24 protein-coding genes are annotated in these 23665 nt (G+C 67.2%); 17 read left to right on the forward strand and 7 right to left on the reverse strand.

All coding sequences use genetic code 11. The features are described from left to right. Positions 1 to 3 precede the first annotated feature (3 nt). From ACSQ4M_RS36115 to ACSQ4M_RS36145, 7 genes are read right to left on the reverse strand one after another with little or no spacing between them, the layout of a single operon-like run. Positions 4 to 777, reverse strand: coding sequence for a TIGR03747 family integrating conjugative element membrane protein (locus ACSQ4M_RS36115; protein WP_436194325.1), 774 nt, complete (start codon positions 775 to 777; stop codon positions 4 to 6). Further along, complete coding sequence (traD, locus tag ACSQ4M_RS36120; RefSeq protein ID WP_436194326.1) at positions 774 to 3062, reverse strand: type IV conjugative transfer system coupling protein TraD; 2289 nt, start codon at positions 3060 to 3062, stop codon at positions 774 to 776. The genes ACSQ4M_RS36115 and traD overlap by 4 nt, the downstream gene beginning before the upstream one ends. Next, positions 3059 to 3646, reverse strand: a complete 588-nt coding sequence (locus ACSQ4M_RS36125; protein WP_436194327.1) for a DUF2859 domain-containing protein — start codon at positions 3644 to 3646, stop codon at positions 3059 to 3061. The genes traD and ACSQ4M_RS36125 overlap by 4 nt, the downstream gene beginning before the upstream one ends. Next, complete coding sequence (locus ACSQ4M_RS36130) at positions 3639 to 4388, reverse strand: transglycosylase SLT domain-containing protein (protein WP_436194328.1); 750 nt, start codon at positions 4386 to 4388, stop codon at positions 3639 to 3641. Before ACSQ4M_RS36130 ends, ACSQ4M_RS36125 begins: the two co-directional genes overlap by 8 nt. Before the next feature lie 2 nt (positions 4389 to 4390). Next, entirely contained in the window at positions 4391 to 5002 is a 612-nt protein-coding gene (locus tag ACSQ4M_RS36135; protein ID WP_436194329.1) for a hypothetical protein, read from the reverse strand. Further along, positions 5002 to 5991: a hypothetical protein gene (locus tag ACSQ4M_RS36140; protein WP_436194330.1), complete on the reverse strand. Its 990-nt coding sequence runs from the start codon at positions 5989 to 5991 to the stop codon at positions 5002 to 5004. The genes ACSQ4M_RS36135 and ACSQ4M_RS36140 overlap by 1 nt, the downstream gene beginning before the upstream one ends. Before the next feature lie 6 nt (positions 5992 to 5997). Next, positions 5998 to 6525, reverse strand: coding sequence for a hypothetical protein (locus ACSQ4M_RS36145; RefSeq protein WP_436194331.1), 528 nt, complete (start codon positions 6523 to 6525; stop codon positions 5998 to 6000). Between the two features lie 627 nt (positions 6526 to 7152). Between ACSQ4M_RS36145 and ACSQ4M_RS36150 the strand changes: the two genes are divergently transcribed. From ACSQ4M_RS36150 to ACSQ4M_RS36230, 17 genes are all read left to right on the forward strand, one after another. Further along, positions 7153 to 7740, forward strand: a complete 588-nt coding sequence (locus ACSQ4M_RS36150; protein WP_436194332.1) for a hypothetical protein — start codon at positions 7153 to 7155, stop codon at positions 7738 to 7740. Then, positions 7706 to 10318 (forward strand): MobH family relaxase, encoded by a 2613-nt coding sequence (gene mobH / locus ACSQ4M_RS36155; protein ID WP_436194333.1) that lies wholly within the window; start codon positions 7706 to 7708, stop codon positions 10316 to 10318. Before ACSQ4M_RS36150 ends, mobH begins: the two co-directional genes overlap by 35 nt. Positions 10319 to 10595: 277 nt before the next feature. Beyond that, positions 10596 to 11507 (forward strand): ParA family protein, encoded by a 912-nt coding sequence (locus tag ACSQ4M_RS36160; RefSeq protein ID WP_436194334.1) that lies wholly within the window; start codon positions 10596 to 10598, stop codon positions 11505 to 11507. A gap of 150 nt (positions 11508 to 11657) precedes the next feature. Beyond that, complete coding sequence (locus tag ACSQ4M_RS36165) at positions 11658 to 13346, forward strand: hypothetical protein (protein WP_436194335.1); 1689 nt, start codon at positions 11658 to 11660, stop codon at positions 13344 to 13346. A 40-nt stretch (positions 13347 to 13386) separates the two neighbouring features. After that, the gene (locus ACSQ4M_RS36170) at positions 13387 to 14037 is read left to right on the forward strand and encodes an STY4526/YPO1902 family pathogenicity island replication protein (RefSeq protein ID WP_436194336.1); all 651 of its coding nucleotides are present in this window, start codon (positions 13387 to 13389) and stop codon (positions 14035 to 14037) included. A gap of 11 nt (positions 14038 to 14048) precedes the next feature. Beyond that, positions 14049 to 14579 carry a hypothetical protein gene (locus ACSQ4M_RS36175; RefSeq protein ID WP_436194337.1) on the forward strand — a complete coding sequence of 177 codons (531 nt, stop codon included), beginning with the start codon at positions 14049 to 14051 and terminating at the stop codon, positions 14577 to 14579. Between the two features lie 23 nt (positions 14580 to 14602). Then, positions 14603 to 16282, forward strand: coding sequence for a hypothetical protein (locus tag ACSQ4M_RS36180; RefSeq protein WP_436194338.1), 1680 nt, complete (start codon positions 14603 to 14605; stop codon positions 16280 to 16282). Between the two features lie 101 nt (positions 16283 to 16383). Further along, positions 16384 to 16770, forward strand: coding sequence for a hypothetical protein (locus tag ACSQ4M_RS36185; RefSeq protein WP_436194339.1), 387 nt, complete (start codon positions 16384 to 16386; stop codon positions 16768 to 16770). A gap of 50 nt (positions 16771 to 16820) precedes the next feature. Continuing rightward, entirely contained in the window at positions 16821 to 18017 is a 1197-nt protein-coding gene (locus tag ACSQ4M_RS36190) for a PFL_4669 family integrating conjugative element protein (RefSeq protein ID WP_436194340.1), read from the forward strand. A 69-nt stretch (positions 18018 to 18086) separates the two neighbouring features. Further along, positions 18087 to 18596 (forward strand): hypothetical protein, encoded by a 510-nt coding sequence (locus ACSQ4M_RS36195; protein WP_436194341.1) that lies wholly within the window; start codon positions 18087 to 18089, stop codon positions 18594 to 18596. A gap of 111 nt (positions 18597 to 18707) precedes the next feature. Beyond that, a complete protein-coding gene (locus ACSQ4M_RS36200) occupies positions 18708 to 19106 on the forward strand; it encodes a single-stranded DNA-binding protein (protein WP_436194342.1) in 399 nt (132 codons plus the stop codon). A gap of 80 nt (positions 19107 to 19186) precedes the next feature. Next, complete coding sequence (locus ACSQ4M_RS36205) at positions 19187 to 19444, forward strand: hypothetical protein (RefSeq protein WP_436194343.1); 258 nt, start codon at positions 19187 to 19189, stop codon at positions 19442 to 19444. Between the two features lie 75 nt (positions 19445 to 19519). Further along, positions 19520 to 21484 (forward strand): DEAD/DEAH box helicase, encoded by a 1965-nt coding sequence (locus ACSQ4M_RS36210; RefSeq protein WP_436194344.1) that lies wholly within the window; start codon positions 19520 to 19522, stop codon positions 21482 to 21484. A gap of 362 nt (positions 21485 to 21846) precedes the next feature. Then, positions 21847 to 22302, forward strand: coding sequence for a hypothetical protein (locus tag ACSQ4M_RS36215; RefSeq protein ID WP_436194345.1), 456 nt, complete (start codon positions 21847 to 21849; stop codon positions 22300 to 22302). Between the two features lie 144 nt (positions 22303 to 22446). Next, a complete protein-coding gene (locus ACSQ4M_RS36220; RefSeq protein ID WP_436194346.1) occupies positions 22447 to 22794 on the forward strand; it encodes a DUF4156 domain-containing protein in 348 nt (115 codons plus the stop codon). 36 nt (positions 22795 to 22830) lie between these two features. Next, positions 22831 to 23004 carry a hypothetical protein gene (locus ACSQ4M_RS36225; protein ID WP_436194347.1) on the forward strand — a complete coding sequence of 58 codons (174 nt, stop codon included), beginning with the start codon at positions 22831 to 22833 and terminating at the stop codon, positions 23002 to 23004. 170 nt (positions 23005 to 23174) lie between these two features. Beyond that, entirely contained in the window at positions 23175 to 23660 is a 486-nt protein-coding gene (locus tag ACSQ4M_RS36230) for a hypothetical protein (protein WP_436194348.1), read from the forward strand. Positions 23661 to 23665 lie beyond the last annotated feature (5 nt).

Consider the following 23665-nt stretch of genomic DNA (forward strand, 5'->3'; position numbering starts at 1 on the left):
CTTTCATACGTACTTCTTGAACGCGGCCACGGTCGTGGACAGCGAGGCGGCGACCAGCACCGTGAAGACCAGGACCATGTAGGCCGGGTTGAACCCGCCGAAGGGCCAGGTCAGGTACAGACCGAAGCCACCGGTCAGCGCCCAGTGCGTGTAGCGCTTGGCGTGGTGGTAGATGAAACTGGACTCGCGCCCCCCGCCCCAGCGCCGCAGGTCGCGGCGCACCAGGCCATCGATGGCACCAAGCAGGCAAGCCAGCACGAATGCGGGCATCGCGAAGATGGCGATCGACATGCGCAGCAACACGTCCTGCGCGACGAACATGCTGATCAGCGCGATGCGACTGCCCGTGCGGCTGACCTGCACGGTGGCATTGCGCAGGCCCCGGGCCATGACGTTCCCGGGATTGCCGCCGGTGCCTCTGTCCACGGCCTCGCGCACGTCGGGGCCGTGGTAGCGCAGATACCACCGGAGGATGCCCACCCGGCGGTAGACCGCCTCGACCTCCAGCACGATCTTCCTGGAGAACGCCGCCGTGTCGTCGATGAGCAGGCTGCGCGGCGCGGCCGCGATGTAGGCCACGTCCTGGTCCACGATGCGCTTGGCATGGGCTTCGCCCTCGTCCTTCCAGATCATGTGCATGCCGATGACCTCGATCGCGATGCCGACGAACCAGGAGAACAGGGCCACCATCACGAGGCCCATGCAGATCTCGAACATCAGCAGCACCGGGCCGCGCGTTGGTGGCTTGACCGGGCCGCGGTTGGCTGGAGCGTTCATCCCCGGTGCCCCATCACGTTGCCGAGCACGGCGCCCTGGCTGAGCATGTCGGCGGGTTCATCGCGTGCAGGCGCGGGCTCTGCGTCTTCCTGGTCCAGGCTATCGGCGAGGTCGGTGGCAATGAGACCGGCTGCACCAGCGCCCAGCGGATGCGCGCCGAGCCAGTCGGTTTCCTGTGCCCAGCGCTCGCTGGTGCGGTAGCGGCGCTTCATCTCCTGGGCCACCTTGCGCAAGGACTCCGGCACGAACGGGTCGTTGGTCGAGTCCGCCAGCGGGATGCGGATCTTGTAGCGGCGGTTGCCCTCCAACAGCGCGAAGGCCTGGCCCTGCGGCAGCTCCAGCAGGTCCGCGGCCTCGATCAGCGGCACCTTGGTGGTGGTCACGATGTCGTCGTTGCGGCTCGTGAAGTCCACACCCGTGCCCTGGGCCGCGGTGTCCGTCACACCGGACATCGGGGTCAGGTGCAGGACGTTGACCTGCGGCACCTGCTCGGCCAGCAGGTTGGCCGTGGTCACGCTGCGCACGCGCAGCATCACCAGGTGGTTGAAGTTGTCCAAAATCTGACCGGCCTTGGCCTTGTCGCCGACCTTGGCCTCGATGTCGAACATCGACTGCGTGTAGGCCGTGATCCGGAAGCCCGAGCCGCCCAGCTTGTTGACCATGGGCACGAACTCGGGGCCGGCGATCTCGTTCACTTCGTCGAAGTGGCAGCAGATGGTCGGCAGGACCAGCTTCCCGTCGTCGCGGTGCGGGTCCAGTCCGGTCTTGTAGAGCTTGCCGCCAACGCTGACCAGGTCGGCCAGCATGCTGTTGCCCACGGCCGAGGACACGACGGAGTCGGACAGCGCATCCAGGCCGACGTAGACGATGCCGCCCTGGCGGATCACGCTCATCCAGTCGAAGATGGGTCGCTCATCGTCCGGGTTGAAGTAGTCGGGGCTGATCAGCTCGCCCACGGCGCCGCTGGTGAGCTTCTCCAGGAACGGGCCCAGGCTGGCGATGATCTTCTCGTAGAACGAGCGGTCGTAGCTCACGGCGCCGACCAGGCCGTGCAGCACGTTGTCCGTGATGCGCGACTCCTTGATCCAGTGGATCATGGCCACCACGTCCGCCGTGCGCGTCTGGATGGGACGGTCGACCTGGATCTTCTTGGCCAGGACCTGCGACTCGATGGCTGCGAGCCGCTCCTTGTAGTTGGCGAAGTGGCCTTGGTCCGCCTGCAGGCGGAACACCATGTGCGCGTATTCCATGAACAGGGGCTCGATCCCTGTGACGTCGCGCAGCAGCGTCGTGTAGGTCGGAATGCGGCCGAGCGCGACCTGGGCCTGCGCCACCAGGTTGGTGAACCGCCACGAGAACTCCTTGAACGCGGCCGAGTTGCCGGAGGAGGGCAGGGCGTTGGTGGCCCGGCCGGCCACCTCGGTGATGCGCGCGAAGTTGCCGATGCCGTTGTAGCGGGCCGAGATCTCGGGAAAGCCGAGGTGGAACAGGTAGAACTGGTCCTCGCGGCCGGCGCGGCGCGCTTCCGCGTACATCCGCAGCATCAGCTCCGAGTCGCCCTTGGGGTCGATCACGATCACGACATGGCCGGCGTGGATGTCCTGCGTGGACAGCAGCTCCAGCAGGCGCGTCTTGCCGACCCGCGTGGTGCCCATGACCAGCAGGTGCCCGGCGCGCGCCGTCTGGCGCAGCGCGACGGGGCATTCCTCCAGCGCACCCGTGCCGTGCAGGATGGGCGAGCCGCCCAGGTCCAGGTGCGGGTAGAGCGGGTTCAGCGGGCCGCCCACGGCCGTGGCGAAGCGCATCCACTGGGCTTGGCGCGATAGGGGCAGGCCGGCGTTCTCCGCGGCCGCGATTTCTTTCGCCACGGTGGACATGAGGCTCGTGCCGAGTGCGGAGAGGCGCAGCTCCATCGGCGTCGGCCGCACGAAGGGCTCGGCCTCCTTGCGCTGGGCGTCCAGCTTGCGCTGGGTGTTCTGCTGCGTCCATTCGAAGCCCTGGCCCAGGTAGAGCAGGTCCTTGCCGACCGGCAGGCGAGACGGTGCGACACGCGTGATCCGCGTGAATTTGAGGCCGCGCTGGTAGCGCATGATGCGCAGCGCCTGGCGCAGCCGGTGCGAGCCGAAACCGATGGCCAGCGCCGCGCAGACCAGGCCCAGCAGCGGCGGCATCATCAGCGCCCAGGGTGCGACCAACGCGATCAGGGCAATGGACCATGCGACCGTCGTGCTCCACAGCTCGATCGGCGGGCGCAGGTTGGCTTCCAGGATGGTGTTGCCGCTCACGGCCGGACCTCCGTCATGACCTGCTGGGTCGGCGCAGAGAGCGGCAGGATCTGGCGCGCCACGCCGTCCGTGCCGATCAGCAGCGGGTAGACCCCGGCGCCGGCCTCGCGCAGGCGGGCCTCAAGCCACGGCCCCTCCTGCGGCAGAAATTCGAGGTTGGGCACCACGGCCTGCGCCATGCGGATGTGCTGCGGCGCGAGGGCTTGCACGACCAGGACCTTGGCATGCATGGCGGCCAGCTGGTCCTGGTGCATCAGCAGCCAGGCCAGCGAGTGCCGGTCGATGCCGATCAGCACCATGGGCTGCGTCAACCAACGTGGATCGAGGACCTGGATCTCCTGCGCAAGCGCAGCCTGTCGCAGGCGCGTGAGAATAGGGAAGCGCTGCCCGGGCTTCACGTTCCCTTCGCCATCGGGCTGGGTGTTCACCAGGCCGGTCATGTAGGGTGCAACAGGAACCGACTGGCCGCTGTCGTAGATCTGCTCCAGCGACTGGGTCGCAGTGATGTCGGCGTGGCACGCCACGACATAGGACAGCAACGAGGTCAGGATGACCCGCTGGGCGGTGCGGCGCACTTCAACCACGCGATGCTCCCGCATCCGCATGCTCGCGCGCGATCACATCGAGGCGCTGGCCCTGCGCCGCCAAACGTCTCGTGACCGAGGCGGCGTAGCGCGCCGCGCGCTCGATCCGCTCGAACGTGTCCATGGAACCTGTGTGGTACAGGCCGATGGCGGTGCGCCAGTTCCCAGTGGTGCGCCAGTGGCTCGCGAGGATGGCGGCACCGACATCCAGGTTCGCGTAGGGATCGAGTGCCTGCTCCACGGTGAGAAGCTTGTCGCGGTGCCATCCCCAGTTGACCTGCATCGGACCGCAGTCGACGTTGGTGATGCCCGCGGCGAGGTGCCGACGCATCGCACTGCGTGCCTGGCCGGCATCGAGGTGCCGCTCGCCGCGACCGCGCACGCACAGCGACCATGGGTAGGGCACTGCTGTGCGGCCGAAGTTGATCTGCGACTCTTGCAGCGCGACCGCGTAGAGGAGCCAGGGCTCGATGCCATGGCGATGCGCTGCGTCCACGTACGCTGCTGGCGGTTGGGCCGGCGTGGCAGTTCCTCGCGGTGCTGGCGGGCGGGAGGTTGTCGGCGTTTGAAGCATGGAAGCCGCTGCCTTCGGCAGCAGCAGCCTGGTCTGCTCGCGCGGGTAGATCGTCCAGGCCAGGGCGGGATCGGCATGCGCTCGTCCTACGAGCGCTGCGGCGCCGAGCGCGATGGCACCGCGCAGCACTGCGCGCCGATCAGCAGGGACGTGCGTGTCGCCAGCCATCGTCAACGCGGCTGTCGACCTGGGCCGGTCAGCGCGGATGCGCCGGGTTGCACGAGCGATGGCGCGAAACGCGCACGCGATGAGGTGCCCGTGCTGCCGGGCTCGATGATCTGGGTCCGCGGCACATTGGCCATGTCGGCCGTGCCAGTCGGCGCCGCGACCCGCGCAAGCCCTTCGTAGCCCACCATGGGCGTGCTGCCTGCGAGGCGGGACACGGCTGTCTGGAAGGCGTTGCCGAAGGCGATCGTGCGCTGTACGTCGGCATAGAAGGCCTTGGCGAACATCTCCGCGTAGCGCTGCCGCTCGGCGTCGTTGCGCGCATGGATGCCCAGGGCCTCGATGGGCGAGATGCCGGGCACGGAGAACGCGGCCCGCGGCCCCTGCAGCAGGAGCTTGGCGCGGGCCATCTCCTCGTCCGAGAGGCCCCAGATCTCCGCCTCGATGCGGTCGGTCGTCCCGAGTTGCGTGCTCGCCTGCGTGGCGGCCCGCCCCTGGGTGTTGGCGACCTCGGTCTGCGTGCGGACCTGGGCGTGCAGGACGCTGGTGGAGACCAGGGCAGCCAGGACGATCCAGCGGGCGCGGGTGCGGGTGAGAGCGTGGGTGTGAAGGGCCATCACTCGCCGTCCTGGAGCGTGAGCTTGAACGGCTTGCCGTCCGCCATGAAGGTGGCTTCGCCGCGGGCGCGGCTGGCCTCCAACAGCGAGATGCCGTTGTACGAGTCGCCAGGACGCATCACCCGGGTGCGCTTGTCGCCAGGCTGGCCTGTGCCCACGATCACGGATGGCACACCACCCCAGCTGTCCACTGCGAGAAGGCGGCCGGTAAGCTTTGGCGCGGCGGGCTCGGGCGCCGCGGGGGCGCTGGCCACGGGGCGGGGGGCAGGACGCGCGCGGGGCGCCGAGCGCTGGGCCGTCAGCCTGGCGGCCGTGACGGCGAACGCGGACTGCTGACCCTCCAGACGGGCCAGCTGCTCGCGAAGCTCCTGCACCAAGGCCTCGACGGTCTGCAGGCGCTGCTGGAGCGCGGGATCGGCACCAGCAGTCTCGGGCGGCTGGCCCGCACCACCTGTGTTCGGTTCCGCTTCGGTACCTGTGCGCTGCGGCCGGCCAGCCGGGGGGACCTGACCCAGCACATTGCCGTCCTCAGCAGATACTGGCTGCGCAGCTACCGTCGGCTCCGATGGCAGAGCAGGGCCGGCGGGCTCCACGCGGGGCGCCTCGTCTGCAACGGGCGGAAGGCCCGCTGTCAGTGGCGATTCCGATGCAGCTGCTGCGGCTTTCGGAGTGCCAGCGCTCCGGGTGTACCTGCAGCCGGCGAACGCCAGTGCTGCAACCACCGCGATGCCAAGCAAGAACACCCGGCCACGACTGCCTTGCTGAGCCCCGGGCGCAGTGGCTGCCCGTGGCCCCGACTGGGGGAGCACGTGGCCAGCAGCTGGGCGTGCTCCAGGACTACGGTGGCGACCGCGCTCGTCGGCTTCGTCCTGCTCCAGTTGCTCTCGTTCTTGCGCTTCCTGCTGCGCGCGCAGGACACGTTGGCGATCGTCCTGGCCGTACTGGTCCTGCGCGCCGCCGCGATCGTTGGTGATGCTGTCGTCCTGCATGGCCGTCTACTCGGTGGTGGCTTGCACAGCAGGGCCCTCGGAGGCAAGCGCCTGGGCCTGGTCCAGCGTCGGCTGCACATTGGCGACCGGTTCTGGGGCGGCTGGCTGGGTGAACCAGACGGTGCGCCGGTACCGGTCGCTGTGCCAGTCCCAGGCCGGGCCGGTCAGCGTCTCCAGGACGGCCATGAGTCGGTAGGCGCCGAGCTGCCGCTGCGACTCGGGCAGGGGCAGGGCGAGGAACTCGGCCGCCACACCCGGCTGCTCCATGGCAAGCCGGTAGCCGCTGCGCATCAGGGCGTGCCGCAGGGCATCGCCGACCGTGGTCACGGTCGAGCGAGGAAAGGTCATGGACACCACCACGGCCAGCGGTTCGGCCAGGTCTTCGGGCGGCTGGGCCTGCGCGGAGGTGTAGCGACCGAGCACCAGGGTGTCGGCGCCGCCCTGTTGCTGCTGCGCGAGCAGGCCTTGGGATGCGAGTACGCCAGCGGCCAGGGCCAGGCCGCGCCATCCATTGAAACCATGCCCGATCGCCATGCGAACTCCCGTTGGTAGAAAAGGGCCCGGCCGGTTGGAGCCAGCCGGGCAAAGTGACGCCAAAGCGCCGCCAGTGCATGCAGTGTTCCGAGGCGAGGGGTCGGCCTCAATCGAAAACCCACCGCGACGTTTCCCGCGGTTTCCGCTTGACGGTGGTCATGGACTTCAGTACTCGTGCACGCGCAGCGCGAGACAGCTCGGGTGCGCGAAATGGCAAACGGGCCACGCCGGGGCGGCGTGGCGGACGGGCAATGAAACGGTTACAGGGTTAATGGCCCGATCCAAAGGGCGCACCGACTCCTCGACACTCGTCGTCGGTGCAAAGGGTTTACGGGTAGGGGGAAGGCAACTACGGGCGGATACGGGGCCGCAGGGCCGGGCGCGGGGCGCCCGGCCCTGCGGCAACACGTGGATCGCAACGGCGTCGAGCAAGCCCTGGCGCAGCTTCGAGCCGGCAGCCTCCTCGTCGCTGTGCAGCAGGCCTGTAGGCGGTATCAGAAATGGCCTGCCTGGGCAAGCGAGAAGGTCCACGAACGTTCCAACGGCTCATGCGCGACACGCGCCGCGACCGTGCATAGAGTGCCCCTCGACATGAGCACCCAGCCAACACCGCGATGGGAATCCCAGATGGAGCCACCAGCGCCACTGAAGGACTACCCGCGCTTCGGGCGCGAGCCGCTGGACCATGCGCACGCGCCCTACGCCATCGTGCTGTTGCTGCAGCGGATCGAAGTGCCTGAATGGGCTCCGACCTTGCTGGCCTGGCTGGGCCGCTACGACGGCCTGGAGGAGCACCTGCACCACGAGGATGACCCGGCCTGTTGCACGCGCGACGTCCTGATGCAGCACGCCATGCAGTGCCCCGCGGCTGCATCGGCCGCCCCTCTGTCCCCCGAGCAGAAGCATGCGCGGATCGAGCTGGTCGTGCAGGACCTGCTGCAGCTGTCGTTCGTCCGGGCCGCGGCCTATTGGGGGCAGCTGATGGGCGAGCGCACGACATGGCACCCGCTGGCCCAGCCATGGATGAGCTTCCTGGAGATCGTGCCCAGCACCGAAGAACGCGGCGACCGGGACGAGGGCCTGCACGTGTGGACCCGCGAGAGCGCTGATGCAGCGCAGTTGAAGGCAACCCGTGCACTGCTCATGTCCGGTTCGCCACTGCACCAACAGGTCCACCCGCATGGCCGCAGATACGATGGCAGACCACCCCGCTGATGCAGCGGGCAGGCTCAGGCAGCTGGGCCAGGCGCTGTTCGGCCGTGTTCGCAAGCAGGTGGCCAGCGTTCTGCCGCGTGCGTCCACCGCGTCCCCCGCCACGCCCGCTGCACCAGCCGCAGCCTTGGAACCGGCGGCGGGACCTGCACCGGCTGAACTGGCTGGCAGCACGCCGGGCTGGCTGCGCGTGTGCGATGCCGGCCAGCTGCTCGACGTGGTCCAGGCCGACAAGGCCTTGAAGGAGATCTACCGCAAGACGCGGTTCTCCCACGCGACGTGGGAGCGCGACTGCCTTGTCGCCATCCGGCGCTACGCCGAGTTCGCGCAGCTGCTGCCTGCCTCGGAAGCCCACCACCACGCCCACGCCGGTGGACTGCTGGCTCATACCTTGGAGATGCTGCTGGCCGCGCTGGCATGGCGCAGCGGTCGGATGCTGCCAGAGGGCGCCCCCATCGAACAGATCGACGCGCAGCGCGACGAGTGGACGCTGGTGGTCTTCTACTGCGCGCTGCTGCACGACATCGCCAAGCCCATGACCGACCTGCGCGTGTCCTGGCGCAGCAAGGACATGGCCGATCCGCTGCGCTGGCATCCGACATCGGGCGCCCTGACGCAGGTGACCCAGGGCCGCGCCCGCGTCGAGTACCTGGTCGAGTTCACGCCCAAGGCGCTGCGCGACTACCGCGCGCACTCCAAGCTCGCGATGTTGCTGCTGCCGCACATTGCACCGGCCTCGGCCCTGGCCATCCTGGCGCGCACACCTGCCGCATTCGAGTGCCTCAACCGCTACCTGTCCGGCGAGGACAAGGATTCCCTGGTCGCGCGCATCGTGCGCGAGGCCGACAAGGCGTCCACCCGGCGCGCGCTGCAAAGCGGCAGCCGCGCGCGCTTTGCGAGCGCCTCGGCCGTTCCGCTCGTGGACCTGCTGATGCAGGCAGTGCAGGACCTGCTGCGCCAGGGCACGACCCTGCCGCTCAATCGCACAGGTGCGGCAGGCTGGGTCTTCGACGGTTCCATCTGGTTCGTTGCCAAGCGTCTGGCCGACGCCACGCGCGACTGGATCAAGAAGACCGCCCCGGACGAGGCTGTCCCAGGCGAAGCCAAGAACGACCGGCTGTTCGACACCTGGCAGGAGTACGGATGCATCGTGGCCAGTCCTCAGTCTGGCCAGGCCATCTGGTACGTGACGGTCCATGGCGCAGCGCCCCAACAGTCCGATGTTGGCGACCGGGGCGGGCAGGGCGCGTACACCCACTGCCTCAGCGTGCTGCGGTTCCCGCTGGACAAGGTGTACAGCGACCCCGCACACTACCCCAGCCCCATGCTGGGCCACATCGAGGTGAACGAGAAGCGTGGCGCAGCCTCGGACGCCGTCGATGCCGAAGCTGATGCAACGGGCGATGTGCCCGAGGATGTTGCAGCGACTCGCCTTCCTGATGCAGCGCGGCCAGCGGGTTCGTCTGGTGCAGCGACCGACACGCTGTCCAACCTGGAGCGCGGGGGCAATGCTGGTGCAGATGCACAGGCTGCTCCCACAGCTGCGCCAGATGGTGGCGGGAAGAAGCACGAAGCTGCGCCAGGTGCCAGGCCGGCCGCGGCGAAGGACCTGGTTCGGTCGCCGACCTCGCAAGCCTTTCTCAAGGGCAAGCTTCCAAGCCGCAAGAATCCGCAGGCTGCGTCACCGGCGGACCCGACGCCCGCCGATCCGCCGCCGGCGCGTGCGGCCACAGGTGCCGAGCCGGGCGCTGCGCCTCGCCGCAAGGTGTTCGAGGACTTGGACGACGAGTACCTGCTGAGCCCGGACGAATCTGCGCAGAGCGTGGCGGACCAGGTCCAACGGCATCGCACCGCGCGCGCCGCGGCGCAGCTCGAGCGTGCGCAGATGCAGAGCGGCGCAGCACCGCGAATCGTCAGCGCGCCGCCCGCGCGGCAGACGCTTGCTGCCTCGCACAGGGCGGCACCCGAAGCATCGCCACCGTCGCCGCCTTCGCCACCTCAGGCGCCGAGGAAGCCCGCGTTTGCAGGGTTGATGCTGACTAGCCTTCAGTTGGGTGCGCCACCTTCTGCGTCTGCGGCGCCGTCTGCAGCCCAACAGAGCCGATTCCCAATCGCCGATGAGCCAGCAGGGCCTGCGCCGGTCCTGCTGCCGACGAAGCTGCCGCCGGTGCCGGGGGCACCGGCGCCCAGCATCGCAGCGCCTGGCCCTTTAGCCGCGGCTTTCATGCAATGGGTCCAGGCCTCGCTGGTGGACCGCAGCATCAAGTACAACGAGACCGGGGCCGTGGTGCACTTCGTGCCGCTGGGCATGGCACTGGTATCGCCGCTCATCTTCAAGCTCTACGCCCAGGCCCAGGGTCCAGATGGAGCGCCCGCGGACGAGTTCGCCATGCAGGTGCAGCGCGACCTCATCCGCGCCAATCTGCACGTCGCGGGGCCGAACAGGACCAACATCGTCAGTTTCGAGGTGATCGGCCGCGGTGACACCGTGGTCAGCCGGCTCTCAGCAGTCGTGCTGACAGAACCCGGCCGCTGGGTTCAGCCCGTGCCACCCAGCAACCCGGTTCTGCGCGTGAAATGATCTGTTGCACACATGCATACACATTAGTTGACACAGAATGCATGAATGAAATAAAGTCTCATCGCGGATCAGTGAGGGTATGTGTCCCAAGCGCAACTGGCGCAGGGCGCGGGCTGGCGAAGGCATTGCCGTTCGACTGTCCAGCGACTTTGCATGGTGAGTTCGTGACACGCTGCACGCAGTGCTGGCGGGTTGAACTGCTCGCTTTGTGGACGTCAGAAGCGCTTGGAACAGATACCTTCGTTCAATTTGGAAACCAAATTCGTACGGAGTTTTGATGCTGACGTTCACGGTCGTCGCCTCCAAGGGGGGCGTCGGAAAGACCACCGTTTCGGCGAATCTCGGCGGGCTTCTTCGAGACCTTGGCTATCGCGTCCTGCTGGTGGACGCAGATGTTCAGCCATCGCTCTCCCAATACTTCCCTCTCGCGCGCCAGGCGCCGTTCGGCCTGACCAAGATGGTCACGGATGGCTTTCTGTCGCCCGAGTGCATCTCCACCGTCGAGTTGCCATTCGGCGACTTCCGCAGCCTGCGTGAAACGAGCCGGGCTCCGGCCCTCGACATCGTCCTGTCGGATACCCGCGAGGGTAAGCTGCAGGACTGGCTCGCCCAGCGCCTGGACCGGCTCGTGCGCATTTCCATGGCGCTGAACCAGGAGGTGACCAGGAGCCGGTACGACTTCGCCATCATCGACACGCAGGGGGCCCTGGGGCATCTTCAGGACGCCGCCGTCAATGCGGCCGACATCTTGATCACGCCCGCAACGCCCGACATCGTGTCCACCCGCGAGTTCGCGGCCGGCACCAAGATGTTGATCGATCGGTTCGAGGCGGCATCGAACATGGGCTTCAAGATCCCATCGATGCGCGCGTTCATCAACCGGACGGAGAACACCCGCGACAGCCGGGACATGTCCGGGCTCATCCGCGAGGCCTTTCTCGATCTGCGCGGCCGCGTCAGCGTCGTCGAAACCGCAATCCACAGCGCAGTGGCATTCCGCAAGGCAGCGACCGCGAATGCGCCGGTCCATTGGGTCGATCCGCGCGCTTCCGACGCGATGCATCTGCTGCTCTGGGATCTCGTCCCATCGCTTAAGGGCGTGTACGCGCCGAACCATCGCTACTTCGGTTCGCAGGTCGATCTGCGCAACGGCGCGCTCGAAGAGCCGCAGCCGCTCGTGTCGCAGTGAAGTCGCGGCATGCGTACGCCTGAAACAATGACTGCCGCCCAGCGCGCGGCCAGACTTCGAAACGGAGAGTCCACCACTGCGCCTTCGCCAGGCCCTGGCCACGAACATCGTACGCCGAACAAGCACCTGGACAGGGCGCGTGCCTCGCTGATGTCCTCCGTGCAGCGTCCCAGCGCGAGTGCGAGCCTCGACCCAAACGCCGAGGTGGATGGATCGCTTTCGATCCTGCCGATCGACGACATCGAGCCCTACGACCAGAACCCGCGGGTCGGCGAGAACCCGAAGTACGCCGAGATCCGCGCATCCATGGTCGCCAACGGGATGACCAGCATCATTACCGTGACGCGCCGGCCTGGTGGCCTGAAGTACTTCCCCCACTCCGGCGGGAACACGCGGCTCCATATCGCCAAGGAACTGGCCGCAGCTGGCGACGACCGCTTCGCGCGTCTGCGCGTGATGATCAAGACCTGGACCAGCGAATCTGTCGTGCTCGCGGCGCACCTCGGAGAAAACGAGAACCGTGGCGACACGTCGTTCTGGGAGAAGGCCCTGGGCGTCCATGCCTTCAAGGTGGCCTACGAGAAGGAGAACCCGGGCCGCAGCATGACCGGCGCGGACCTGACCCGCGAGCTCAAGAAGCAGGGAACGGACTTCGGCGTCAGGATGGTTCAGAACTTCCTGTTTGCCGTCGAGGATCTGGCGCCCATTGGACCTTGGCTGCGGGCCAGCGAGGTGAACCTGGCTCTGCGCCCGAGAGTAGGCGAGTACGTCGAGCTGATGCAGCGCTTCCGGCAGGCGCCTGCTGCTGCATCGACACTGAAGACCCAACTGGAAGAAGCGGCTGCGGAAATGCGGAGCACCGAAGCCCGCAACCGTGAGCGCGATGAGTCGGAACGCCGGCCGGTGCTGCTCGACGTCGAACGCGTGCTGTTGCGCATCTCGACATCGCTGGCCGACACGCTGGAGCTTTCGGTCGAGCGGTTTCGGCAGATGAGCTCTGCGCTGGCGCACGATCCGCTCTTGCAGTCGAAGGATCTGCTCTCGCTGCCGGAACCGGAGGCTGCTCGGGCCTCAGGCGCAGCGGCAAAGAGCCAACCGCACCAGGACTCCACGCCGGCGCGAGCTCCAGAGTCCTCGCGCGCCACGGCGCAGCGGCATGGCGATGCGCCAGCCCAGCGCGAGCTTGGCCCCATGGCCGGGATCGTTGGCGGGACCAGCGGCCACGCCGCATCCAGGCCCGCCCCAGCAAATCCCATGGCGTTCGAAGCATCTGCGGCAGCGGACGGCGCCTCGCAGTCGCCAGCGCAGCGCCGTCAGCAGCTGCTCAACGAAGTCGAAGCGGTCATCACCTCGATCAACGGCGTCGTGCCCATCCACGACTTCGTGCTGCGCGTCGCCGAGATGCCGTTCGGCTTCATGGTCGACCTGCCGGTCAGCGCGTCGCACATCGGCGATGCCGACGTCTCCGCATCCGCCGGCATGCGCATCGTAGTGTGGCAGTTCCTGGCGGCGCTCTCCGGCCAGGCCCACGACAGCCATTGGCGTGCGGTGGCGGACCTTCCCTTCATTCGGTCGACGCGCTGGAGCCAGAAGCTCCAGGAGGGTCCCGCGGCGTTCGCGGGCCATCTGGTTGGTCAGTTGCAGGTTGCATGTGCGCCGATGAACCCAGAGCAGACGCTGTTCGACGTCTTCGTGGGCGCGGTCCCACTGTGGACCATGTTCGGCGATGCGCAACTCGGCCCGCTGTCCGTCCGGCTGTTGCAGCTGCGGCGCGCGCTGCAGGAGCTGGAGCCCGAGGCGCATTCAGCCTTGGGCGCGTATCTGAGGTTCGGGGAATAGGGGCCAGGTGGCCCAGGTTGGAAGAGGGATGGACAGGGAAATGATCACGGTCAGGGTCGACGACTCGTTCTTGGTGGGCGCGATGCTCCAGTTCATTGTGGGTGTGATCGACACCGAGCAAGGACTGGATCAGCTGCTGCAGCAGGGATGCTCGGCCGACCTGCTGGACAACCTGCGCCAGCGCAAGGCCAGAGATCTTAGGGAAGTGGCGCCAGGCCTGCGCTCGGTGCAGATCACCATCTCTGCGGCCGACCTCGACGGTGCCCTGCACCGCATCGACCGCGTGCGCCAGGACCAGGAGCTCTTCGAGTACTTCGTGCTCAACGGGGCCAGCCGGGGCATGATCTGCGAGCTCTGGAAGAAGACGCACGAGGAAGTGACCGCGATGCGCAAGACGCTGCTGCCCGATGGCAGCGGCAATCCCGGGCGTGCACCTCTCCCCAAGGATCCGGCCGTGCGTGAGGCGATCCACCGCGCATGGCACGCGCTCGAGGCCGATGCCGAGCTCTCCCAACGCGAGCGGATCTTCCAGCTGCACCAGCAGTTTCCCGACTTCCTGATCGACAGCCTGGTGTCGACGCTCAGCGAGTTCGATGCGCCCGATCGTCCGCGTGCCCGCCGGTCGGGTGCCAAGTCGGCGCCCATCGACGTGTCGCCGCGTGGCCCGTCGAGCCCTTTCGGACTGGCATGAGGGGATCCGCGATGGGATTGCCTCATCTCGCTTCGGCTTCCAACCAGGCGCAGCGCGCCGTCCATGTCGCACCACTTGACGCCGCACAGGACGAGCAGCTGCGCGAGGAAGCGCGCTTCCTGCATTGGTTCGGACAGGACACGGTCTCCTTCAACCGCGGCTACGTGGACATCGCCGGCGGCAACGTGGTCGCGGCCCTTTGGCTTTCCTTCGTGCTGGAGCGGATGCCTCACGAAGTGCGCGCACAACGCGCGGTGATGGATGGCCACCGGTACAGCTTCACCATGACGGGTGCCGAATGCGAGCACTCCACAGGCATCACCCGCGCGCAGCAGGCGAGCTGCAGACGGCACCTCCAGCTGCAAGGCCTGCTGCAAGTGGATGCCCAGCGCGGCAGGACCGTCACGTACACGGTACACCTGGATCAGCTGCGCAGGCGCATGGCGGAACATGCCCAGCCCCTCGTCGCGGCGCTGCGGCAGTCGCCCGTCGCGAGCCCGGCCGCGAGTCCCTTTTCCCCGCGCGCACGACGCGGCCGCTGAGCGTGCCCAGCATTCCCGGCGCCATGGCGCAGTTCGCCGATGCCGATGCGCTGTCGGCACAGCCGCTGCCAATCCAGACGTCGGAGTCGGGTGCATGCGTCGGCGACCTGGTGCTCCAGCATCTGAATGCCCGGGGCTTCGTTCCGTTCCATCCGACCCTCGCACAGCACCTCGGCTACAAGGCGGCGCTGTTCCTCGGCCTGTGTCTGTACTGGACACGCCATGGTGCACGCCTCAACCCGCAGCGCCAAGGCTGGTTCCATCTCTCCGCGCGCGAGATCGAGGAGGCCACGACGCTGTCGAGGCGCGAACAGGACACGGTGCGGGACATGCTGGTGCGCGCAGGCCTGCTCGAACAGCACCTGGCTGGTCGACCTGCAGTCATGCACTTCAAGATCAACCTGCGGCGCCTGGCCAACCGGCTGGAGATCATCGATGGAGGCACCACCACCGTCGACTCGGCATGGGCCTGGTTCGAGAAGAGCGTCAGCTTCTACCGTCCGCTGGGCGACCTGGCTGGCGGCGCGGGTGGCGGCCTCTACCTGTCCTTCGTGCTGCGCAGGCAGCGCCGCGCTGTCCTGGCGCCCGGCGGTGGCAGCGGGCAGGTGCAGATCTGGCCCGAAGAGGTCGAACGCATCCTGTGCCTGACGCCGAAGGTTCAGCGCACCATCCGTGAACGGCTCAAGCGGTCGGGTCTGATCACCGCGACGCCGGCGCCCAGGTCCGGCATCCTGGTGCACGTCAACCTGCATGCCGTCCTCGCCTGTGTTCGCGGACAAGGCATCGTGCCGTTGCCAGCCGCCGGCGGCGCGAAGGTCAGCAAGAGCAGGGCGGTGCGCTCGCGCTCGCGCACCACCGTCGCAGCCCCCACCGGAATGTTGATCCAGCAGCCTGACCTGATGCTCGCCCATCGCGGCGTGGAGCACATCCACGCACCGGGCGTTGCGTCTGCATTCCGGTTCCAACCGATGCAGGCGCTCGTGCTCGGCGAGGGAGTTGCCGGAACTGCGCAACTTCGCATGCCTGCCCAAGCTGGCCTTCCAGCGAGTGATGGCCCGGCGCTCGGTCCCAGCTCCCTCTCTGCGCGCGGTGCCCAAAGCGCCAAGCTTGAAGTCGGCCGACAGAGCCCGAAGCGCCAAACTGGCAGTGCCCAAAACGCCAAACTAGGCCTGCCCAAAGCGCCAAGCTATATACAAACAGGTTTTACAAACACAACAACAACCACCGCGCCGGCGGGCGAACCCGAGCGTGGCGATCACGCCGACGGTCGTCGTGCCGTTTCGATCTCGACTTCGTCGGAGGAGACTCGGACCGCCAGCGGGGCCGAGCTCATCTTCCCGCCGTCGCTCTCGGCCGCAGTCTTGCCGGGCCTTCGCGACGTGCTTGCGCAGGCTCCTGCACACCTTCGGCAGCTCCTGCTGGACGAGCTGCAGGGCCAGCTGCAGATTCCTGCGAAAACCATCCACAACCCCGCTGGGTGGCTGCTGGGTCTCGTGCGCCGCTGCGGTGACGGCGAGGGCCTTGCGCTTGCGAAGCAGGTGGCCGCGGAACGCCAGCAGCGCAACGCTGTGCAGCATCGGCTTGCCGCGGTTCAACCCAAGCCGCGTGCCGAAACGGGTGAGACCCCGGAAGTTCGTCAGGAAGAGCTGCAGAAGCTGATGGCGCTTCGCGGCCAGTTCGCGCGAAAGGCCGGTCGCCAATGAACAGCACCTCCGTACCCGCGCTGGGACAACCTGGCCCACGCAGCACTGAATGCCGCGTGGGTCAGAACGTCCCACCGTATTTCACCTCTGCAGCCCCTCCCATGCAAAACAGCACGCTCTTCATCCATCTCGTCCTGCACCTGCGGCACTACGCAGACGCCGCGGTCCTGTGGGCGGTGCTGAACGAGCATGCCGACGTTCAGGAATACCGGACCACGTCGACGGCCATGGCGAGCTCTGTGCTCGGCGAGACCATCGACCGCAAGACCGTGCAGCGGTCGTTCAAGCGCCTCGAGGACCTCGGCCTGGTCAGCGTTCGGATCCAGAGCAAGACCGCGACGCGCATCAGCGTGCACCGTCAGGCAGTGCTTGAGCTCCTGCGCACACACCTGCGGTCGGACCTCCCCGGCCTTGACACCAATGGTGACTTCCCCTTTCTCCATGCCTGGGCAGAAGACCGCGAGGCCCGGCATCTCGTCGGTGCCTGATCCCGGTATCCACGCCCATCGCTTCCCTCCCCTTTTCCCTAGGAGACCCCATGGCGACTGCCACGAAACCCAAGATCCAACGGCCTCAGGTCGCTGTGCCTGACGCGTCTGTCGCGCCTGCGGTGCCCGGCCCACTCATCGGTGAGCCCCTCGCGGCGGAGTTCCTGACCGAGCCCAACTCGCCGTTCCCGGACGGCTACTCGATTGCCAAGGAACGCGCCTTCCTGGCCAAGGACATCGAGGCCGGCCTGGCCGAGAAGGAGTCCGGCCGGCTCTACGACCGCTACATCGAGCTCCTGGACCGCGAGGACCGGCTGGAGTCCATGCGCCGCCGCTATGAAGACAAGATGGGCGCCGACCACGAGACGACGGCCGAGGAAGTCACCGGAATGCGGCAGATCGGCCGGCTCGTCGACGAGGAGGTCGACCAGCTGCAGGTCCACACCCTGGAGGCCTACCGCCTGTTCCTTGGCCGCCGGCGCGAGCCTGGCACCGAGGCCGCACCCATCATCGGCGGCAAGAAGATGGGCTCCGTCCTGCGCTCGCTGTGGCTCATGACCGGCCGCGACAACCCTTACGCCGATTGGGCGCTGGTGCGGCACGAGCATGCCATGCGGGAAGTGCAGGGCAGGCTGAAGCGGGAGATCGATGCGGCCCAGGCCATCCTGGACAAGCAGCAGCGCCGCGGCCTGTCGCTGTCCATCGTGCGGTCGGAGAACCCCATGGTGCTGAACCTGGGCTTTCGCTCGCCCTACGGCTATGGCGTGGTCCACATGGTCAGCGAGTACGACTGGTTCATCCGCCTGATGAAGACGATGGAGCGCAAGTCGCTGCGCACGGACGACGAGGTTCGCAAGGTCGTTTCCGAGATGAACCGCCTGATCCGTCGCATCTGGAACGAGACGAGCCGCTTCGACCGTTGGCTGGGCCAGGAGGAGATCAAGGACCTGTGCCGCAGCGACTTCGCCGAAGGCGTGCCGGAGGATGCCTCCAAGCGCGCGCAGTTCGCGGTCGAGGTCTTTGGCCCCGTGCCGGCCGACGTGTTCACCTGTGCCATCAAGCCCACGCATTCGCGCCGACACCTGCGAGTCTCGCCGGAAGAGCGCAAGTTCCTGGCGCACATGGGCAGGCAGCTGGCGAAGGCTGAGGCAGCTGCGGCTGATGGCGACGCTGAGGCGCACTCGGCAGCTGGAGCTGCTGGGACAGCCGGGGCGGATGCGGCAGACCGCGCAAGTCCGCAGCACTAGCAGCGCGCGTGCGACTGAGCCAGTGCGTGTCCAGTTCGAAGCTGCGGCAGTTTGGATCGAAAGGCTGATGTGAAAGGCGATGTGGTGGAAACGGCTGCGGCAGTTGCACTCGACCATTCCAGTGTCAACGTGCGGACCTGGGCGGTCGAGGCGATGGGGGCCGAGCCGTGTCAAAGCGGAGTTGACGCAAAGGCCTTTACGGGTAGGGGCGGGCTGAGCGAGCTGCGGCACCAGGTTGACCTGCTGGACCGGATCGAGACCCGCATGTCGGAGTTGAGCACTGCGTCCAAGACGGGCGGCCTGGTCGACGTGTACCTGATGCTGCATCGGCGGGCCAAGACCGGCTATGCGTTTCTGCGGTGGCGCGAGGTCGGCGGCGCCAAGCGCCACCTGTCCTGGGATGCGCTCCAGGACCGGGCCGCGGGCTGGGAGGCCCGCACGCGGCTCTGGCTCACGCAGATGACGGCGCAGGCGCAGCAGCTCAACGACGAACACCTGCAGGTGCGCGACGAGCTTGGCCGCATCCGTAGGCGGGTGATGTCCCGTCCACAGCCGGTGTTTGCGCGGTCGGTTTCATGAGCGGTCGCAGCGGCCAACGGACGATCCGGAGTCTCAGGGACGAGTTTTCTTCCAGCGCGAAGGCGTGGTGCCGCACTCGCGCTGTCCTTCAACAGCACCAAGGAGCAATCCATGCAGAACCTTTTCATCGGCAAGGGCAACCTGGCCGCCTCCCCCGAGGGCAAGTGGATCGATCGGGCCAACAGCAGCGACAAGTTCTACGTCGCCACGATGCGGATCATGTTCGCCCGCTATGGCAGTGACGGCCAGGGTGGCGTCGAGCAGATCGGCGGTTTCTGGCGCGAAGTCGAGATCTACGGCAAGAAGGCCGAGGACTGCGTCGCGCACCTGCGCAAGGGCGCACGCGTCCTGGTGATCGGCGAGGAGCGCGACTTCACGGCCCACGACGATGCCGGCAACGAGGTCCAGGTCATCAAGATCGTGGCCGAGGACGTCGCCTTGCAGCTGACCCGGATCGAGTCGATCAAGTTTGCCGCAGCACGGCAGCGAGAGGAAGAAGTCGAAGCCTGACCGGCAACCTGGCTCAGCCTTCCGAGCCGACCTGCCTTGTGACGTCGAAGCACCGCCAGTGCCGACACAAGGAGGATGAAATGCAGAACGCCAAGACGGGCACCGCAGACGCAGCAACCATAGCGCGCACGGAACCCGGAGCAAGAGAAGACGTGCTGGCCAAGCTGTTACAGCACGGAATGAGAACATTGGAGAGCTTGTCCCAGACCACTGGCTGGGAAGAAGCCGACACGCAGAAGACGCTGCTGTCGCTGATTGCGGCGGGGCGCGCGGATTGCAGGATCCGCGACGGACGCCGGATGTACGCCGGCAGGGAGCCCATGCATGTCCGGGCCTGACGCGCTGGCCGCGTCGCGCGCCGAATGCCGTTGTTGGAGAGCTCCGCACCATCGCTGCCCGTGCGAAGCAAACCCGTGAGATCCGACCCGGCGCCGGCCTTGCTCGCCACGGAGCCGGTCCAGCTGCTGCCGCCGGAGCTGCTGGTCAAGGCCGTTGCCGATGGCAAGCGCATCGGTCTGCAGCTGCTGCATGTTCCTGGACTCAAGAAGCCGTTGGCGACCGCGGGCGGGTGGTGGTGCGCGCCGCGGCGGATGACCATGCTGCGCCAGGCCAGCCCGCAAGCCATCCATGCGGCTCTGCAGGCCGTCTTCCACGGCCAGCACGTGACGCTGTCCGAGGTCCCACGCATGCTCGCAGCAGCGCTGCGCGATCCCCAGGCCGATTACTTCACGCAGCTGCTGGACGTGCAGATCTTCCCGTTGCGCGGCGCCGAGCTCACCCGCGGGCGCTACGCAGTCAGCTTCACCTACGATGCGCCGTGCGTGGCCGCCATGCGGTCGCTGGGCGGCCTCTTCCATGGCCATGCTGCGGCCTGGCAGGTGCAGGCGGACCCGACCCAGGTGCTGGCCAGGCTGCACGAGGTCGCTGGCATCGACCCGCAATTCGTGTTCGTGCACGAGCAGCCGGTGCTGCTGGAGGCGCTCTCGTCATCGTCTGGCGGGCATGTGTCGATCACCGTTCCGGCGAAGGCACCGCCCAAGGGCCTGTCTGGGCAGGCCGCTCCTGAGACCGGCGATGGATTCTTCTCGGCCGAGCTGGACCGCACCACCCAGCTGGCCTACGACAGCCAGGCGCTGGCCGGCCTGGTGTCCGCCGGCACCTTGCGCGACTACCAGGCGGTCGGCGTGCGCCACCTCCTGAGCCAGTCCGGAGCATGCCTGGGCGATGACATGGGCCTGGGCAAGAGCCGGCAGGTCGTGGTGTCCACACGCATGATCGCGGGCACCGCCCGCGTTCTGATCGTCTGCCCCGCCACCTTGCGCCTGAACTGGCAGCGCGAGATCCAGATGATCTTCCCGCGGGCCATCGTCGGCATCGTGGGCGAGGACCGCCACGAGGCGCTGCGTGGCTGCGACTGGGTGGTCGCCAACTACGAGCGCCTGGGCGGCCTCGTGCGCGACCAGTCGCTGGACTTCGCCGTCATGGCGGTGGATGAGGCGCACTACCTCAAGGAATACGACTCGGGGCGCACCCGCAACATGTTCCTGCTGGCGGCGCGCATCCCGCGCCGGTATGCGGTGACTGGAACGCCGTTGCTCAGCCGCGAGGTGGAAATGCACACGCTGCTGCGCATGACCGGCCACCAGCTGGGCAACCTGCCACTCAAGGAGTTCACCAAGGAGTACGCGGGGTCCAGCGAGAAGCGGGCACGGCTGGCCGCGGCGCTCAAGGGCTGGATGCTTCGACGCAGCAAGGACGTGCTGACCGACCTGGGCGAGAAGTCGCGCCAGGTCGTCTACCTCTCGCCGGCGGAAGGGCTGGGCGCCTACCAGGAGATCTGGGACGACATGAGCCTGGGCGCCATGCCCAAGATCGTGAAGCTGCGCCAGGCCCTGGAGGCGATCAAGATCGGCTACCTGGTCGAGATGGCCGAGGGGCTCTCGGCAGGCGACAAGCTCATCATCTTCTGCGAGTACATCCCCACGGTCACGGCCTTGCAGGAAGCCCTGGAGGCCGTTGGTGTGCGCTGCGTGACATTGGTGGGCCAGGACGGGCTCAAGACCCGCCAGCGCGCGATCGACGCGTTCCAGCAGGATGATGGGGTCAAGGTGTTCATCGGCACCACGTCGGCGGCCGGCGTGGGCATCACGCTGACGGCCGCGAACTACGTGGCCTTCGCCAGTCTGCCGTGGACACCCGCCTTGATGCGCCAGGCCGAGGACCGCGCCTACCGCATGGGCCAGAAGCGCAACGTGATCGTGAAGGTGCCGCTCGTGCCCAAGACGATCGACGAGCGGGTTTGGGAACTGCTGGGTAGCAAACGGGAGACCGAGATGGAAGTCGTCGAGGCGGTAAAAGAATCGCTGCAGGGGGCGTGACCATGTGGTGGTTCATGCGGTATGCGTGGAACGTGGCAAGGTTGTGGGTGGCAGGGCATATCTGCTGGCGGACAGCGCTGCATGGGCTTCGGCAGCGGCCTGTCGCGCTAGCTGGCCGCAAGGGCAGCTACGTCGTCGATCCGGATGTCGATTGACCGGGTGCATGCGCCAGTCAGCATTTTTTGCCGTGCCGTTTCTGCTAAATTCCAAGCGTGTTCTGCTCCTCGTGAGCCACTACGTCGCTCAGCCCTTGAAAGCGACACGGCCAGCCTCCCAAGGGCTTGCCAGGGGCACATGTCGTCAACCCACCGGGAAACCTCTTCCCGGTCGGGCAGGTGGTTTCCTTCTTCCCGGAGATCACCATGCAACAGTCCTCGTCCCCGAAGTCGACCACCGGCTTCAGTCCTCGCTCCGTCGATGCGCGGCATCTGCACCAGATGTTCGAACGTGTCGATGACGTCGTGGTCGCTCGCCTTCTTCTGGCGGGCTTCAACGACAACGCTGACTTGGCCAAGGCCTTTCCTGGCGTGCTTCTGCGCGCCCAGGAAACGGTCAAGCGCTCCCACATCCGCTATGCCAAGGCGCGCCGCTATGGCGTGCTGGCCAGGACGTGCGGTGGCATTGCGATCGACCTGGTCTTGACCGTCGTCGATGTCGCCCAGCGCATGGGTCGCGGCTTGGCTTCGTCCGTGCGCGGTCTGCAGCGGCGCGCCGCGTACAAGAAGTCGCTCCGCGACCAGTCGAAGGTCATCCGTCTTTCCGCTGTGCGCGGCGATTCGGTCACCGACGTCGAGCCTCGCGTTCGCGAGGCCGCTTAGGCACCAGGGAAGGGCAGGGTTGGACGCAAGTCCAGCCCTGCGTCCTCCCTCCAAGCCACCACCTGCTGACTGCCTTCACAACAGCGCTTGCCGCCATGCAGCGAGCGTTGCCGTGAACACAGGAATAACCGAAAGAGAGAACCTATGCGCATCCCAACCTTGCTCCTGCCCATCGCTGCCGCCCTCGCCCTGGCCGGCTGCGCAGCCACGTCTGCCACACCGGAGGGGGCCTCGGTCGAACTGGTGACTGCTCGGCCCACGGGCTGCAAGGCCCTGGGCGAGGTCGTCGGCAAGCAGGGCAACGTGTTCAGCGGGGACTTCACGTCCAACGAGAACCTGATGGTCGGCGCACGCAACGACCTGCGCAACAAGGCCGCCGCCATGCGCGGCAACGTGGTGCACGTGCAGAACACGCTCAACGCGACCCACCCCTACAGCTCGGGAGCGGTCAGCACCACGATGGTCGGCACCGTGTTCGCGTGCCCACGATGAAGACGGGGCTGCGCATAGCGGTGCTGCGGCGACAAGGTGCCAGCCGTCGAGGACCCGAGCAATCCGGTCGTCAACGGCGTGGCGATGAAGCGGCAAGAGTTCCTGGAAAAGTACTGCATGAGCCAGGAGCGCGCGGGGCAGACACCTTGCATTTTGGTCCTCCGTGAAGAGCGCAAGAGCTCGACCGTCGGCGAGATGCCGAAGTGGTGACAAGGTAGGCACTGGCCACCGGCGACGGGACGTGCGCCGCCGCCCAATGCCGTTGACCTTGCGGGTGCGGTGCTGGCATACTGACCCGCAATCGGTATCGCGCTTTGGATTACTTTGGATGGTGATGCCGAGAGGTCTTTCACCATCCATGCTCCTCAGGAGAGAAATCCATGAGCCCACAAGCGCAGCCGTCTACTGGTCCTCGGCACCAGAACGTCACCGAATCCCTTCACGCCTTCATCGACGCCGTTCTCGGCGGTGAGCCTTCGTCGCAGGTCTGGGTTGTGGTTGTCCGCAACCAGGGAACCCGCGAAGAGCATGAGCACAGCTACCGGGCTGCATCGCCTGACGAGGCCGAGACCCTGGCCCACCACAGTGCCACCCTGCACGAGCCCACTGGCCATTTCTTCGTGCAGGCACTGCGCGTGCGGCCGCGGCGCGCGCTCTGGGACGTGCGGCTGCAAGGCCGTGCCCAACTGCGCGAAGCACTTCCGTCCGGCATGCCGCTGCTGGTGGGCCGCATCGTAGCCACGGATGAGGTCGAGGCGCGACAGCAGGCATTGGCCGTGTACGGCCGTGGCCGTCTGGGCGATGCCAGCGCCGCCGAGTGGCGGTTCGTCGAGCCCGGGGATCTGTTCGCGGTGGTCCGCAGCTGAGGTAG

It is taken from the genome of Pseudorhodoferax sp. LjRoot39 (assembly GCF_964253035.1).
Classification (GTDB): domain Bacteria; phylum Pseudomonadota; class Gammaproteobacteria; order Burkholderiales; family Burkholderiaceae_C; genus Pseudorhodoferax.

Coding starts and splice junctions, on each gene's coding strand:
- ACSQ4M_RS36115 (WP_436194325.1), bottom strand. CDS start 777: ATGAACGCTCCAGCCAACCGCGGCCCGGTCAAGCCACCAACGCGCGGC.
- ACSQ4M_RS36130 (WP_436194328.1), bottom strand. CDS start 4,388: ATGGCTGGCGACACGCACGTCCCTGCTGATCGGCGCGCAGTGCTGCGC.
- ACSQ4M_RS36135 (WP_436194329.1), bottom strand. CDS start 5,002: ATGGCCCTTCACACCCACGCTCTCACCCGCACCCGCGCCCGCTGGATC.
- ACSQ4M_RS36140 (WP_436194330.1), bottom strand. CDS start 5,991: ATGCAGGACGACAGCATCACCAACGATCGCGGCGGCGCGCAGGACCAG.
- ACSQ4M_RS36145 (WP_436194331.1), bottom strand. CDS start 6,525: ATGGCGATCGGGCATGGTTTCAATGGATGGCGCGGCCTGGCCCTGGCC.
- ACSQ4M_RS36150 (WP_436194332.1), top strand. CDS start 7,153: ATGGAGCCACCAGCGCCACTGAAGGACTACCCGCGCTTCGGGCGCGAG.
- mobH (WP_436194333.1), top strand. CDS start 7,706: ATGGCCGCAGATACGATGGCAGACCACCCCGCTGATGCAGCGGGCAGG.
- ACSQ4M_RS36160 (WP_436194334.1), top strand. CDS start 10,596: ATGCTGACGTTCACGGTCGTCGCCTCCAAGGGGGGCGTCGGAAAGACC.
- ACSQ4M_RS36165 (WP_436194335.1), top strand. CDS start 11,658: ATGTCCTCCGTGCAGCGTCCCAGCGCGAGTGCGAGCCTCGACCCAAAC.
- ACSQ4M_RS36170 (WP_436194336.1), top strand. CDS start 13,387: ATGATCACGGTCAGGGTCGACGACTCGTTCTTGGTGGGCGCGATGCTC.
- ACSQ4M_RS36175 (WP_436194337.1), top strand. CDS start 14,049: ATGGGATTGCCTCATCTCGCTTCGGCTTCCAACCAGGCGCAGCGCGCC.
- ACSQ4M_RS36180 (WP_436194338.1), top strand. CDS start 14,603: ATGGCGCAGTTCGCCGATGCCGATGCGCTGTCGGCACAGCCGCTGCCA.
- ACSQ4M_RS36185 (WP_436194339.1), top strand. CDS start 16,384: ATGCAAAACAGCACGCTCTTCATCCATCTCGTCCTGCACCTGCGGCAC.
- ACSQ4M_RS36190 (WP_436194340.1), top strand. CDS start 16,821: ATGGCGACTGCCACGAAACCCAAGATCCAACGGCCTCAGGTCGCTGTG.
- ACSQ4M_RS36200 (WP_436194342.1), top strand. CDS start 18,708: ATGCAGAACCTTTTCATCGGCAAGGGCAACCTGGCCGCCTCCCCCGAG.
- ACSQ4M_RS36205 (WP_436194343.1), top strand. CDS start 19,187: ATGCAGAACGCCAAGACGGGCACCGCAGACGCAGCAACCATAGCGCGC.
- ACSQ4M_RS36215 (WP_436194345.1), top strand. CDS start 21,847: ATGCAACAGTCCTCGTCCCCGAAGTCGACCACCGGCTTCAGTCCTCGC.
- ACSQ4M_RS36220 (WP_436194346.1), top strand. CDS start 22,447: ATGCGCATCCCAACCTTGCTCCTGCCCATCGCTGCCGCCCTCGCCCTG.
- ACSQ4M_RS36230 (WP_436194348.1), top strand. CDS start 23,175: ATGAGCCCACAAGCGCAGCCGTCTACTGGTCCTCGGCACCAGAACGTC.